Origin of the sequence: Virgibacillus salexigens (assembly GCF_000723585.1) — a bacterium.
GTDB lineage: Bacteria > Bacillota > Bacilli > Bacillales > Amphibacillaceae > Virgibacillus > Virgibacillus salexigens.
The window spans coordinates 378,640-393,627 of the sequence record NZ_CCDP010000002.1 but is presented as its reverse complement, the minus strand read 5'-3'; the positions used below and the strand labels follow the sequence as shown (position 1 = coordinate 393,627).

Here is a 14,988-nt window from a genome sequence, read left to right as displayed (position 1 = left end):
ATATACTAAAAAGCAGAACGTAGGTAAGGAGAATGAAAAGTGAGTTTACATGTTGTTTTATATCAGCCAGAAATTCCAGCAAATACAGGGAATATTGCTAGAACTTGCCTAGCAACAAATGCCACATTACATCTTATACATCCACTTGGATTTTCGACAGAGGACAAAATGGTGAGAAGAGCTGGTCTAGATTATTGGAAAGATGTCGATATACAAGAGTATGATTCACTTGATGAACTCTATGAAACATACCCAAGTGGGTCATACTATTATATAGAAAATTTTGGAAAAAAGCATTACACAGACTATGATTTCAGTAATTGCCAGGAAGAATTATTTTTTGTTTTTGGCCGAGAGACAAATGGGATTCCACATGAATTATTATACGGAAAGGAAGATCGTTGTCTCCGAATACACATGGGTGATAAGGTAAGATCGTTAAATTTATCCAATACAGCTGCTATTATTATTTATGAAGCATTACGTCAACAAGGATTTCCTGACTTGACATAAGAAAAATTAGAAAATAAAAAGCGCAAACGAAAGCTATCTTCTGTAGCGAATCGTTTGCGCTTACTTTATTGCTGTTTTTTAGGTACACCAGGTTTTGAATCATACCCTGATGTGAAAAATGATGTTACAAATACAAGGATTACTCCCATTAATAGAGCTAATTTCATGTACATATCCTCCTTCTATGTAAGAGACCATTAGTACTTAATGTTGCCTCTATTATAACTAATTATTAATAAAATGTGAATATAAGGAAGGAAAACAATGAATAATTATGGTTTTTAGCTAAGAGGATTGGTATATAGTTCATCCTTCCCTTTTTTAATAGAGTTAATCATTTGAAAATTTAAACTATAATCAACGTTGGAACATTGTGTTGTTTCAACTAATAAAATAGGGTATATTAGTTGAAGTAAACATCAGTCAGTTCTATAATGTAGAATGAATAATGTATACCGTTTCATAACGGGAAGCTAACTTCTAATGGGGGTATAAAAGGTGGCACAGCGCGAAGAATCTAATGAGAGATTCTGGTCAGAATTTCATGGTCCAAACATGGGGTATGTAGAAGAACAATATGAATTGTATAAAGAGGATCCAGAGGCAGTAGATCTATCCATTAAGAAAATGTTCGATGAGCATGGAGCCCCACAATGGTTATCCCAATCAACTGTTTCAGCCGAGGCACCGTCTCAGGCTACATCTATAAATGACGTAAAAAAACTCACCTCAGCAATGAAACTTGTTGAGGCTATTCGTCGTTTCGGACATTTGGAAGCAGATATATATCCAGTTGGTCATAGAGGTCGAAAATCTGAATTAGTAGAAGCATCAACTTACGGTTTATCGGATGAAGATCTAAAAAGTATGCCAGCTGCATGGTTATGGGAAAAAGCACCAAGTAATGTTGAAAACGGGTTAGATGTTATTAAAGAATTGAAGAAATATTATTCAGGTACCATTACATTTGAGTACGATCATGTAAATAATGATGACGAACGCAAATGGTTGTTGGATTTGATAGAATCGGGAAATGCCCGATTGGAACTATCGAATGAAGAAAAGGTTAAATTACTTGAACGCCTTACACATGTAGAAGGGTTTGAGAGCTTTTTACAAAAGACGTTTGTTGGCCAAAAAAGATTTTCTATTGAAGGTTTAGAGGCTATGGTACCGATGCTCGACCAAATTGTTAAATATGCAAGAAATGATAAGGTCGAAAACATTATGATGGGAATGGCGCATCGGGGACGTTTAGCAGTATTAGCCCATGTTTTGGGAAAACCATATGATAAGATTTTTTCTGAATTTCACCACTCTCCGAACAAGGAGCTTATTCCATCTGAAGGCTCAATGGGAATTAATTATGGTTGGACTGGTGATGTGAAGTATCATTATGGTGCAACCAAAGAACCAGGCGATGAGAATACAACTCGAATTCGTTTGGCTCATAATCCTTCTCATTTAGAATTTGTTAATCCAGTGGTAGAGGGATTTGCTCGTGCTGCTCAAGATGATCGGACAGAAAGCGGTTATCCAAAGCAAGACACGAATAAGGCAGTTCCTGTAGTTATTCATGGTGATGCGGCTTTTATCGGCGAAGGAGTTGTTGCCGAAACGTTAAACATGAGTGGATTACCAGGTTATTCTACGGGAGGATCACTTCATATAATAGCGAATAACCTTGTAGGATATACGACGGATCAAGTAGATGGACGATCAACTCGTTATGCAAGTGATTTGGCGAAAGGATTTGAAATACCTATTATACACGTTAATGCAGATGATCCAATTGCATGTGTATCTGCTGTGAAGATTGCTTATGAATATCGCCAGAAATTCCATAAAGATTTTCTAATCGATTTAGTTGGGTACCGCCGTTATGGTCATAATGAGATGGATGAACCACGAATGACACAACCAGGTCTTTATGAAGAAATTGATAAGCATCCAACGGCTGCCAATGTTTTTGCTAAAGTGCTCGAAGAAAAAGGAATTACAAGTGCTGATAAATTTAAAGAAATTAAAGATAAAGCAGAACAAGAATTACGTGAAATATATAATAATATGAAAGAAAATGAAACGGGTGAATGTGTTTCAAAACCAATGCCTGAAGCCTTAACCAATGGCTTGGATCAATTTGAAACGGCAGTTGACTTAGATACATTAAAAGAGTTAAATGAAGGATTAATGCATCGTCCGGGAGGTTTTAATAGCTATAAAAAGCTTGAGAAAATACTCAAACGCCGTCAAAACTCCTTAGAAGAAGGTGGAAAAGCGGATTGGGGCACTGGAGAGGCACTGGCATATGCATCTATCTTGAAAGATGGCATTCCTATTCGTTTAACTGGTCAAGATACAGAGCGTGGGACATTTGCACATCGTCATCTGGTTATTCATGATGTGAAATCGAATGAAAAATTTAGTCCAATGCATACGTTAAAAGATGCTCATGCATCTTTTGATATTCGTAATAGCCCGTTATCTGAAGCAGGTGTGTTAGGCTATGAGTATGGGTATAGTGTTCAGGCGACAAATACGTTAGTTTTATGGGAGGCGCAATTTGGTGATTTTGCCAATGCAGCGCAGGTAGTATTTGATCAGTTTATTTCCGCTGCTCGTGCAAAGTGGGGAGAGAAATCCAATATGGTGATGCTGCTTCCTCATGGATATGAAGGGCAAGGTCCAGAACACTCAAGCGCTCGCTTAGAACGTTTCTTACAAATGGCGGCAGAGAATAACTGGATTGTTGCTTATGTAACTTCATCTGCACAGTTCTTCCATTTAATTCGCAGGCAAGCAGCTTTAAGAAATCGCGAAGAAGCAAGACCTTTAGTTGTTATGACACCAAAAAGTAGTTTAATTCGAAATCAACGGATTGCATCCGCTGCAGAAGAATTTACAGAAGGTAAGTTCCAGCCATTGCGCGAACAGCCTAATTTAAAAGTAAGCAAGAAAAATGCTACACGCCTGTTAATTGGAAGCGGGAAAGTAATGGTTGATATAGAAGAGGCGATGGAACATTCGGAAGAAAAATTTGATTGGTTACGTGTATTACGATTGGAACAAATCTATCCATTTCCTAAGAAACAATTAGAGAAAGAATTAAAGGCATTGCCAAATCTTGAAGAAATTGTTTGGGTTCAGGAAGAACCGAAAAACATGGGTAGTTGGGATTTTGTAGATGATTATTTAAGGGAATTATTAGAAGATGATCAGTCATTGCGTTATATTGGACGACCAAATCGTTCAGCACCATCTGTTGGTGTTCCAAATGTGCATAAAACAGAGCAAAATCAAATCGTACAACAAGCGATTAGCCCATCAAAAGGAGGAGATTCCAATGAATGAAATTAAAGTACCAGAGCTAGCTGAATCGATTACCGAAGGAACCATTGCAGAGTGGTTGGTTAAAAAAGGGGATAATATTGAAAAAGGTGACCCAGTAGTAGAGTTAGAAACGGATAAAGTAAATGTGGAAGTCAACTCCGACTTCTCAGGAGTTATTACCGAAATTATCCGTGAAGAGGGTGATGATGTAGAGGTTGGTGACATTATCGCGAAAATTGACGAAAATGGCGAAGCAGGTGGGGATACTTCACAAGAAGAAAATGAGCCTGCCGAATCAAAAGCAAAAGAGAATGAGCAGAAAAAAGAGGAACCAAAACAAGAAGACAAGCAAGCGGATAAAGAAGAAACACAATCAAAAGGAGATGTCATTGCTTCTCCAGCAGCAAGAAAACGTGCTCGTGAATTAAACATAGACTTAAGTAAAGTGAGTCCACGCGATCCATTAGGAAGGATTCGTCCAGAGGATGTGGATGCAGCTGCTAGCAGTTCTAAGGAAAATACCAAACCAGCAAAAGAGGATAAAAAATCAAAAGAAAAAACAGAATTTGATAAGCCAGTTGAGCGGGTGAAAATGTCTCGTCGTCGCCAAACAATTGCTAAACGTCTAGTGGATGTACAACATGAAGCTGCGATGTTAACAACATTCAACGAAGTTGATCTAACGAACGTAATGAAACTCCGTAGTGAAAGAAAAGAAAAATTTATTGAAAAACACGGTGTTAAATTAGGGTTTATGTCTTTCTTTACTAAAGCAGTTGTAGGTGCTTTGAAAGAATTTCCGCTATTAAATGCTGAGATACAAGACAATGAAATTGTTATTAAAAAATTCTACGATATTGGTATTGCAGTATCTACAGATGATGGTTTAGTTGTTCCAGTTGTGCGCGACGCTGATCGTTTAGATTTTGCAGGTGTCGAAAAAGAAATTGGTAATCTCGGTAAAAAGGCTCGTGATAAGAAGCTGGAAATGAGTGAACTGCAAGGCGGTTCATTTACGATAACAAATGGTGGAACGTTTGGCTCTATGTTGTCTACGCCAATTCTGAACGCTCCGCAAGTTGGAATTCTCGGCATGCATAATATCCAAAAACGTGCAATGGTTATGCCAGACGATAGCATCGAAGTACGCCCAATGATGTATATTGCTCTATCCTATGACCATCGAATTGTTGACGGAAAAGAAGCTGTACAGTTCCTAGTTCGTGTGAAACAATTGCTTGAAGATCCTTATGATTTATTACTTGAAGGATAATGAAATGTTTAAAAAGCCTTGCTTAAAGCAAGGCTTTTTTTGTGGTAAGATCTTAATTATTGGTTAAAATAGGGCTAATTCTTTCATGTAAAAGATACAAAGCATTTTATCTTGCATTAAAACTTAAAAACGAATATTATATTAAATGTTGTCGATTTTATTCGGAAAGAAAGGTGCTATCTTTGAAGAATTTATTTAGATTAACGGAAAACAATACAAATATCCAAACAGAAATAGTTGCCGGTTTGACTACATTTTTAACAATGGTTTATATTATCGTTGTTAATCCTGCTATTCTGTCTGCAGCGGGGGTACCATTTGAACAAGTATTTATGGCAACGATTATATCGGCAGTAGTTGGAACACTATGTATGGGATTTTTTGCAAACTATCCAATTGCTATTGCTCCTGGGATGGGGTTAAATGCATATTTTGCCAGTGTCGTTGCAGCAGAAGGTCTCTCGTATCAAACTGTATTTGGTACTGTATTTGTGGCTGGTATTTTATTTATACTACTTAGTTTAACAACGTTGCGGGAAACTTTAATAAAAGCAATACCGTCTTCGCTAAAGTATGGTATTACTTCGGGCATCGGCTTATTTATTGCATTTAACGGGTTGAAAATGGCTGGTATTGTTGCTCCAAATGAAGCCAACATTGTTGGATTAGGGGACTTACATCAGCCAATGACATTATTAACATTGATCGGTTTGTTTATTACCCTTATTTTATTTGTCTGGAACATGAAGGGTGCCTTATTTATTGGTATGCTTATAACTACAATTATAGCTATTTTTACAGGACAATTATCGTTCAGTGAAGGATACATATCAACTCCACCAACACCTGTATTTTTTGATCTTGATATTGCCGGTGTGTTTAGTCAAAGTCTATATACGATTGTCTTTGCATTTCTTCTCGTAACAATATTTGATACAACGGGAACAATGATTGGTGTAGCTGAACAAGCAGGATTTATGAAAAATGGGAATATGCCACGTGCAAAGGCTGCACTATTATCTGATGCTACGGCAACTACTGTTGGTTCTATGTTTGGGACAAGCCCTTCAACTGCTTACATTGAATCTACTTCTGGAGTGGCTGCTGGTGGTCGAACTGGCTTAACTTCTGTAATTGTAGCTTTGTTATTTGCACTGTCGATATTTTTTACTCCCATTATTAGTGCAGTGGCAAATATACCAGCAATTACTTCACCAGTACTAATCATAGTTGGTTGTTTTATGATGGAAGGATTAGCAAAAATAAATTGGAAATCGTTTGTTGAGGCTTTTCCAGCGTTTGCTATTATTCTATCCATGCCACTTACTTCTAGCATTGCCACTGGAATATCCATAGGATTTATCACTTACCCTCTATTAAAGTTGGTATGCGGAAGGGGAACAGAAGTCCATTGGCTACTTTATTTGTTTGGTGTAATTTTTATCATCCAGATGGCTTTTTTTCCTACCCATTAATTCGTTACAATGGTCTCAATAACTCCTAGGTTATTGAGGCTTTTTTAATTATAAATAAGTGGCTACAGATCAACCAAGAGACGGTGCAACAGTAATTCGATTATATTAAATAGTCGCGTCACCCTTAAGCCTTGAAATCGACGTTTTTTACAAACGAATAGGAAAACAAAATAGTGTAGTTTTTAAATTGACAGAAAAAACAATCTCTTGCATGACGTCAGACAACTTGGTACAATGACCTATGAAACAAAAAGAATGAAAACAGTTACAAAAAAGGGAGGCAATCAGTGTGGGAATAATTCTAGGATTATTGGCAATTGTCATTGTCCTGGGACTAGCTTTTTTAATGTCGAATGATAAAAAGAACATAAATTATAAAGGCATTGGAATCATGTTAGTCTTACAACTTTTGATTACCCTGTTCATGTTTAGAACAGAGATTGGTCAGAAAGTTATTACTGGTATTTCGGCAGGTTTTAATAAATTAATTGAGTTTGGTACGGAAGGTATTAATTTTGTAGTAGGTGGGTTTGTTACAGAAGAAGGCGGCGTATTTTTCTTCAATGTTCTACTATTAATTATCTTCTTTGCAACGTTGCTATCTGTATTAACTTATCTTCGTATTCTTCCACCACTTATTAAATACTTCGGTGGGTTAATTTCTAAAATAACGGGTTTACCTAGAGTAGAATCATTTAACGCCGTTAATAGTATATTTTTTGGACAATCAGAAGCGTTAATTGCTATTCGCTCACAGTTCCATCATTTAAATGATAATCGATTGTATATTGTAAGTGCTTCTGCAATGGGATCTGTATCTGCTTCTATTGTTGGAGCATATTTACAAATATTACCAGCTGAGTATGTATTGGTAGCACTTCCTTTGAATATGTTAAGTGCGTTAATGATATCTTCAGTTATTGCACCCGTAAAAGTACCAAAGGAAGAAGATGTGGTAGACATCAAGGATGTAACGAATGATCGAAGCATTTTTGAGGCAATGGGTAATGGTGCACTTGAAGGTGGTAAGATTGCCTTAATTGTAGCCGCTATGTTAATCGCATTCATCGCTTCATTAGAATTAGTCAATTGGTTAATTCAGTTGATATTTGCCGGAGTTACGCTTCAAGAAATCTTAGGTTATGTTTTAGCTCCTATTGGAATGCTTATGGGAATTTCACCGAGTGAAGTTGTTCAGGCTGGTTCGATTATGGGAACAAAAATTGTAACAAATGAATTTGTTGCTATGCTGCAATTTCAACCAATGTTAGAATCCATGTCAGAAAAAACAATCGGTATTGTATCTGTATTCCTAACCAGTTTCGCGAACTTCTCATCGATTGGGATTATTGCAGGAACTGTGAAAGGGATCGATGCTAAAAAAGCAGTTAGTGTTTCTGGATTTGGAATGAAATTATTAATTGGTGCGACATTGGCATCAATTTTATCAGCTTCTATTGTTGGCTTATTCCTATAATAATATATCTTCGTTTACGTACGCTTGAGCCAATATGGACAAGCGTATTTTTTTATTGTTTAGGACTGTATAAAATTCTATAATGGTGGACAACTAACCACGTAATCTAGCAGCGGGCCTAAAGGATGCAAGTCTTGCCGAGGTCGCGGTCGCCTAGAACGTGGAATTAGCCAGCCTTCCTTAATAAAACTGGCAAAAAAACTGTTGCAGAATCTAGATAGTTCTGCAACAGTGGTAATATCAATTTTATATTTTCTCTGTCTCTACTCCTTTCAAACGTACATATTTCCTTTGTAAGTAAAGCAGTCTCCCCAATAATGCAATGGCTCCACAAGTCAAGCCGGTTATAATACCGACCCAATATCCAAATGGTTCGAGAGCTGTGTAGTTTGCTAATAGCCATCCAACAGGAAGACCAATAATCCAATAGGAAATCAAGGCCATTATTAGGGTTATATTGACATCTTTATATCCACGAAGCGCCCCTTGTATAGGAGCTCCAAAGGCGTCAGCCAACTGAAAGAATATCGCATAAAATAAGAATTGCTTGGTTAATTCAATTACTTCGGGGTTTGAGTTATATAAGGCAGCAACCCAATCTCTGGTAATGTATATTACAAACCCTGCAAATAATGCAATAAAAATCCCGCCACTAATTCCGATATAGCCATAGGTTCTTGCGTCCTTAAAACGTTTCGCTCCAATCTCAAAACCAATTGCTATCGTTAGAGCCATACCAACACTAAGCGGGATCATATATAGTAAAGAAGCGAAATTAATGGCTGCTTGATGTGCAGCGATCGTATAGGTACTGTATACACTCATAAAAAGCGTTACGGCTGAAAAAATACTCGTTTCAAAAAACATAGCAAAACCAATCGGAATTCCAATCTTTAATTGATCCCACCATACAGCAATAGAGGGTCTAACCCAATTGGTTAAAATGGAAAATCTGCGAAATGGGTGGATATGGTAGATAACAATTAATGATATGATACCTACTAACCAATACGTTACGGATGTTGCTATACCAGCTCCAATCCCACCGTAGGCAGGGACACCAAACTTGCCAAAAATAAAGATATAATTAAAAAATAAATTTAAAGGTAACGATAGTAAAATGATGAACATCGAGATACGTGTTTGACCAAGTGCGTCAATAAAACAGCGAATGGTATTAAAAATAAATAACGGGATAATCCCTGTTCCTAGTGCAATTAGATAATATTTAGCTGTACGTTGTACACCACTTTCTAAATCCATCATGTTCAATATCGGGTTTAGCAGTATCCCGCCAATGATACATACGATAACTGCGAGTATGGTAGACAAGTAAATCGCCTGTTGAACTTTATGAGAAACTTGGTTATTTGAATTCGCACCAGTTAGTTGAGCAATAATTGGAGTGATGGCTAATAAGATCCCATTAATTCCTGTAAATATGGGGACCCAAAGGCTAGAGCCAATTGCTACTCCTGCAAGATCTATTGCACCAGCGCGACCTGACATGACAGTATCAAATATGTTCATTAAATACATACTTACTTGGGTAATGAGTATCGGGATTAAAATAATACCAAATAGCTTAAATTTTTCTTTGATGGTTGTTGTTGGATACATAATTCTCTTCCTTTTTCGAGTATTTTCTAATAGGATAGAAGAGGAACAAAAATATTATACCGTTTTATGAAGCAGTTTGAAAGAAGGGACGTTAACATCATATGAATAAAAAAAGGATACTGTTTACAGGTGGAGGAACAGCAGGCCATGTAATTGTAAATTTAGCGCTAATCCCATACTACCAAGAACAGGGATGGGAAATTGATTATATAGGATCTAAAGAAGGTATCGAACGGAATTTGGTTAGCGAGCTAGATGAAGTCACATACCATCCGATTTCTACGGGAAAATTGAGAAGGTATATATCGAAGGAAAATATAAAAGATCCATTTAAAGTATTAAAAGGTACTTTACAAGCAATAAATATCTTAAGGAAACGGAAACCATCTGTAATATTTTCTAAAGGTGGATTTGTATCTGTTCCTGTCATGCTGGCAGCTAAACTAACTGGTGTTCCAGCAGTTGTACATGAATCTGATTATACACCGGGCTTAGCCAATAAAATTGCCATGCCATTTGCACAAAAAGTATTAGCAACATTTCCAGAGACCCTTTCGTACCTTCCGGAGAAAAAATCTGAATACGTTGGTGCAGTCATACGTGATGAATTATTTCAAGGCAGTAGACAAAATGGTCTGGATATAACGGGCTTATCAGGTGAAAAACCGGTACTTTTGATTATGGGAGGCAGTGGCGGCTCTGAAAAAATAAACGAAACCGTTCGAAATTGTCTTCCGCAATTACTACCATTTTTACAAATCATTCATATTTGTGGTCATAGTAAAATGGATACAGAAATTAACGAACCAGGTTATAGGCAATTTGAATACATTAATGAGGAATTAAAAGATATGTTTGCTGCAAGTGATTTTGTGCTTTCTAGGGCTGGTTCAAATGCTATCTTTGAATTTTTAGCTTTACAGTTGCCAATGCTGTTAATTCCATTATCTCGTCAGGCTAGTCGTGGTGATCAGATTATTAATGCAAAATCATTTGCAGAGCGGCGTTATGCCAGAGTTTTAGAAGAGGAAGCCTTAACAGATGAGGCACTAATAGAAGAAATCAAGCAATTAACAAAATCAGCGCCAGTAATGGTTGATGCAATGAAACAATATAAAACAGAAAAAGCCAAGGATCGTGTAATCGAAATCATATCCGAGGTAAGAAAAAAATAAAAAGGCATGATAAATAAATTACAAAGGGAGCTTGTGGATAGCTCCCTTTACCTATGCAGCATCATCTAATCGTTCCGTATTCAACGATTTTTACATCTACCTTGTAATCCACGTCTATTTCAGGGTAGAGCTCATGCCATTGATCTCTTTTTAATTCCCCATTATTTTTATTAATTCGGTAAATTTCTCCGTATCCAAATGGATCTGCTTTCATTTTTTGTGTTTGTGTTAATAATTCTTCATACTGCTTTTTTACTTGTTTTTCAATTTGTTCTTCAAGTGTTGAAGTAACTTCTTCATTAGCTAAATCTAATTCTCGGGACAGCTCAAGTAAATTCATTTGGATGGTCACATCCGTTTGAAATTTAAGTTGTTTGGAATCGACTATTTTTGTATTCGTTCTTCCCTTGATAATCTTCCCATTTAATTGGATCGTCTCATTATCTTGACCAGAAAGAAAGTTTTGTAAATACTTTTCAAGCGGTTTTGCATCTACCCCAATATCAAACGGGGTAGAATGGATGGTTTTTAAAAACATATTAATTAATATTGCTTGATCTAGCGAAAGCTTCCCAACATAAACATCATCTTTGAACATGGCCATTGATGACAATGCTGGCGTCCCTTCTGCAGAACTAATAAGAGGTAGTACGGGATCTTGCCCTTTTTCAAAAAAGGCATGTGTAAAATCATATAGTTCTGGCTTTGGAATACTGTCATTCTCAATTTTCTGTTTGATTAACCCACTCATAAATAAGCCGACATTTATATTGGTTGCCTGCTGTCCTTGGGTAATAATTTCCTTTGCAGAAGAATCAGTAATTGCTAACAGTACCCTATCCGATGTGCGTGCATCACGCACTAGGGTATTTAAGTATGAAATGATTCCCTTTTCCGCTACATCTTTACCATATAATTCCAAACGTATTTGCCCTGGTGTTAATGTAAAACTGGTTTTGGTGTTTGCGTCATATCTAGCCTCTTTAATTGTTTTCCCTGAGCCGGAAGCAATCTTGGAAATGTCTGGACTTTGTGTATCAAATTGAAACATTACGAGTGTCGTATCAATTAATCCTTCAGCCAGTAAATCAATACCTCTAGCATTTATAATCGCTAATCTTTCTATTGGTTTCGTTTCCAGACAACCACTTAATAGAAGAATAGGAATAAAGCAGAGCAGCATAATGAGCTTATTTTTCATGATTAACAGCTCCTTTATTTTGAAAGATCCGCTTTTTTACGTAGACCAGAATAAGTAAAAGGAAGGGATAAATATATATAATCCAGAAACCAAGTTTGGCTGAAAAGTTAATTAACGCTTGAATAACATAATGTTCTTTTGTAAATATACTAGCGATTGCTAATAACGAAACAAGTACATATAAGGTAGTTTTTTGTGGGATTTTATAAAGTCGTTTTATCCCATAGATGACTGCCCAGCTGCATAATATCATGTTAGGGAGAGTGACCATCATCCACTCTGCAACAACAATATAATCAAATCGTTCTACAAAAGAGAAGGATTGAATCTTATATAGACCAAGTACTGACCATTCTCTAGCTTTTATTTCTTCTGGTGTAAAGAAACCAGTTACAACCACTGTCGCTGCCATTACAAGTAAAGCCGACCATAAAGCTCCTAAATAAACCGGGAGCTTTACTGATTTCTTATTTTGGACAAAGGGATAAAGTAAAAATAGAAGCTCAATGCCGCTAAATGTATAGGCTGTTTGTCGAGCCCCTTCTAACAGCTCCGTTAACGATGATTGAAACATTGGTTGGAAATGCGACCAATCCATTTCCCAAATGGGTTGGGCAAGTAACAATACCAACCAGTGGGATAGGATGAAAAACAAGAAGCAGACACCAATAATTACTCTAATTCCACCGATTGTACTGTATAAGATCAAAGCAACCAATAAAATAGCCATAAAAAAGTTATTAAGATCAGGAAAAATAAAAATAGTAACTACCTCAATATAGGTAATTAATACCGTAAATAAATTTAGAACGAAATAGGCGATATAGATCGTACCTAATAATTTGCCTATCCAATTCCCAAAAATGTCAATTTGAATACCAAAAATGTCTGCATTGTCATACGGTTTTAAAATCAGGAACATCACTGAAAGCAGAAGAACAATATATAAAAATGCAAGGATGACAGATATCCAGGCATCACGGCCAGAGGCTTCAAATATGATTCGTGGCACTCCCATAATGCCTACACCAATTTGAATGGATACGATAACAAAAAACAGGTAAAAGGATCTTATCTGTAAATTTGGTTTGATATTCAGATTAATCTCCACATTTTCACCTACTCATCTATGTCTTTCTTCTTTCTCGCCTTATCTTTGTCAAATCGGTACAGGTCTCTTAAGCGAAAGGAAACAAATCGTTTCGTTTGCATATTGTATGGAAGTCGGAATAAGGTCTTATTTAGATCCTGCCAATTGAATGGGTAGACAGGAGATAAATATGGTCCTCCCAATGAAGTTAATTTAAGCAAATGTATAATTAAAAAACAAATTCCAAACATAATTCCGATTAATCCTAGGACACCTCCAAGAATGATCATCGGAAAACGTAATACGCGTATGGTTGTACCCATTAAGTAACTAGGTGCTGTAAAGGAAGCTAGTGCGCTTAATGTAACCAAAATAATTAACGTATTGCTAGTAAGTCCTGCCTGTACAGCAGCAGTACCAACGACAACACCTCCGACTATACCCATGGTTTGACCTACTTTGGTAGGTAATCTTGCGCCGGCCTCTCGTAGTAATTCGATCAATAGCTCTAACAGCATTGCTTCAAAAATTGGAGGAAACGGAACATTTGCACGTGATTGACCAAGGGTGATGAGCAAGGGCATCGGGATGATCTCATAATGATAGGTAACCACCGCTACATACATAGGCGTCAACAAAACGGATATAACCATTGCTATGAAACGAAGAATACGAAAAAAAGATCCAATGTTCCATCGCATATATAAATCTTCCGTTGATTCCAAAAAGCTAAATAACGTAATGGGTGCGATAATACCAGTAGGACTATTTTCAACAAGTACACCAACTCGTCCTTTGGAAATGGAATAGGAAAAGCGATCAGGTAATTCCGTCTCATAAAACTGTGGAAAGATGCTAGATGAAGAGTCTTCAATTAGTTGGATCAAGACGGAACTGTCTTCAATTTCATCCACTTCCAATTCAACTAGACGCTGGCGCATCGTATTGATGTCATCCTGATTTGCGACGGATTTTAAATACGCTAATCGTAGTTCTTTAGGAGACTGTTCACCGACGATAATCTTTTCTAATACCAGGTCGTTTGATAATATCCCTTTTCTCGTAAGATTCATATTGGTAGCGAGTGATTCTGTAAAGGCAACCTGTGGACCAAGAACTAGTGACTCTGTTTCAGCCTTTGAAAGGTCTCTTTTTTCCTCTTTCTTTAATGGATAGGAGACTATTTCTTTTTCATTTTCAATATAAATGAAGACTTCTCCCATTAGGATTCCTTTTAATATGTCATCCATTGTCTTAGCTTTTTTTCCAGAACTGAGTGGAATTTGATTGAGAAGTTTCGTATTATCCCAGGTTTGTTTACTATCTAATAAAGGCTTAAGCAGAGATGCTTCGACTTTATTCGTATCTATTAAATAGGTAACATAAAAAACAGCAAGCTGCTGATTTTGATGTTGGTAGATGGTATAGTTTAAGTCTGAATTGTGATCAAATTTGGTTTGTAATTGCCTTTTAAGATCTTCTAGATTTGTTGGAAAGATAGAGTTATCATTGCTTTTTTTTCTTGCTTTTCTCATACATACCATCCCATTCGTACGGTTTATATAAGTTAGTATGTCTGCAAGCGAGAGATATTATGTTAGAAAAGTGTTGACGCGTCATTAAAATTAATTTCAAAATTTGCAAAAAACATGTTGACTAAAAATTTTCTTAATACTATAATAATTGAGAATCAAAAAAGAGGAGGTCACGTATCATGCGAAAACAAATTACCCAGCAATCATTATTAACCAATTCTATATTCTCTGTGACCTCAAGCGGAAGAATGTAATATTCTTAGATTGTTTATCCGTATCGTTAAAAGGTCACCTATGTC

General features: G+C 36.6%; 10 protein-coding genes. 6 read left to right on the top strand and 4 right to left on the bottom strand.

All coding sequences use genetic code 11. The features are described 5' to 3' along the window. Positions 1 to 39 precede the first annotated feature (39 nt). From BN990_RS14780 to BN990_RS14760, 5 genes are all read left to right on the top strand, one after another. Complete coding sequence (locus tag BN990_RS14780) at positions 40 to 513, top strand: tRNA (cytidine(34)-2'-O)-methyltransferase (protein ID WP_021292146.1); 474 nt, start codon at positions 40 to 42, stop codon at positions 511 to 513. 498 nt (positions 514 to 1,011) lie between these two features. Next, on the top strand, positions 1,012 to 3,864 hold the full coding sequence (locus BN990_RS14775; protein WP_038245688.1) for a 2-oxoglutarate dehydrogenase E1 component: 2,853 nt from the start codon (positions 1,012 to 1,014) through the stop codon (positions 3,862 to 3,864). Beyond that, the gene (gene odhB / locus BN990_RS14770; RefSeq protein ID WP_021292149.1) at positions 3,857 to 5,116 is read left to right on the top strand and encodes a 2-oxoglutarate dehydrogenase complex dihydrolipoyllysine-residue succinyltransferase; all 1,260 of its coding nucleotides are present in this window, start codon (positions 3,857 to 3,859) and stop codon (positions 5,114 to 5,116) included. Before BN990_RS14775 ends, odhB begins: the two co-directional genes overlap by 8 nt. A gap of 182 nt (positions 5,117 to 5,298) precedes the next feature. Continuing rightward, complete coding sequence (locus BN990_RS14765) at positions 5,299 to 6,591, top strand: NCS2 family permease (RefSeq protein WP_038245687.1); 1,293 nt, start codon at positions 5,299 to 5,301, stop codon at positions 6,589 to 6,591. A 289-nt stretch (positions 6,592 to 6,880) separates the two neighbouring features. After that, positions 6,881 to 8,068: a NupC/NupG family nucleoside CNT transporter gene (locus BN990_RS14760; protein ID WP_021292151.1), complete on the top strand. Its 1,188-nt coding sequence runs from the start codon at positions 6,881 to 6,883 to the stop codon at positions 8,066 to 8,068. A gap of 246 nt (positions 8,069 to 8,314) precedes the next feature. Here BN990_RS14760 and BN990_RS14755 read toward each other — a convergent pair whose 3' ends face one another. Continuing rightward, complete coding sequence (locus BN990_RS14755) at positions 8,315 to 9,688, bottom strand: MATE family efflux transporter (protein WP_038245686.1); 1,374 nt, start codon at positions 9,686 to 9,688, stop codon at positions 8,315 to 8,317. 101 nt (positions 9,689 to 9,789) lie between these two features. Between BN990_RS14755 and BN990_RS14750 the strand changes: the two genes are divergently transcribed. Further along, entirely contained in the window at positions 9,790 to 10,863 is a 1,074-nt protein-coding gene (locus BN990_RS14750) for an undecaprenyldiphospho-muramoylpentapeptide beta-N-acetylglucosaminyltransferase (protein WP_038245685.1), read from the top strand. 61 nt (positions 10,864 to 10,924) lie between these two features. Here the strand turns inward: BN990_RS14750 and BN990_RS14745 are convergent, their stop codons facing one another. From BN990_RS14745 to BN990_RS14735, 3 genes are read right to left on the bottom strand one after another with little or no spacing between them, the layout of a single operon-like run. Continuing rightward, positions 10,925 to 12,064, bottom strand: coding sequence for a Ger(x)C family spore germination protein (locus BN990_RS14745; RefSeq protein ID WP_038245684.1), 1,140 nt, complete (start codon positions 12,062 to 12,064; stop codon positions 10,925 to 10,927). Continuing rightward, positions 12,054 to 13,175, bottom strand: coding sequence for a GerAB/ArcD/ProY family transporter (locus BN990_RS14740; RefSeq protein ID WP_021292155.1), 1,122 nt, complete (start codon positions 13,173 to 13,175; stop codon positions 12,054 to 12,056). The genes BN990_RS14745 and BN990_RS14740 overlap by 11 nt, the downstream gene beginning before the upstream one ends. A gap of 8 nt (positions 13,176 to 13,183) precedes the next feature. Further along, complete coding sequence (locus BN990_RS14735) at positions 13,184 to 14,689, bottom strand: spore germination protein (RefSeq protein WP_038245682.1); 1,506 nt, start codon at positions 14,687 to 14,689, stop codon at positions 13,184 to 13,186. Positions 14,690 to 14,988: the final 299 nt, after the last annotated feature.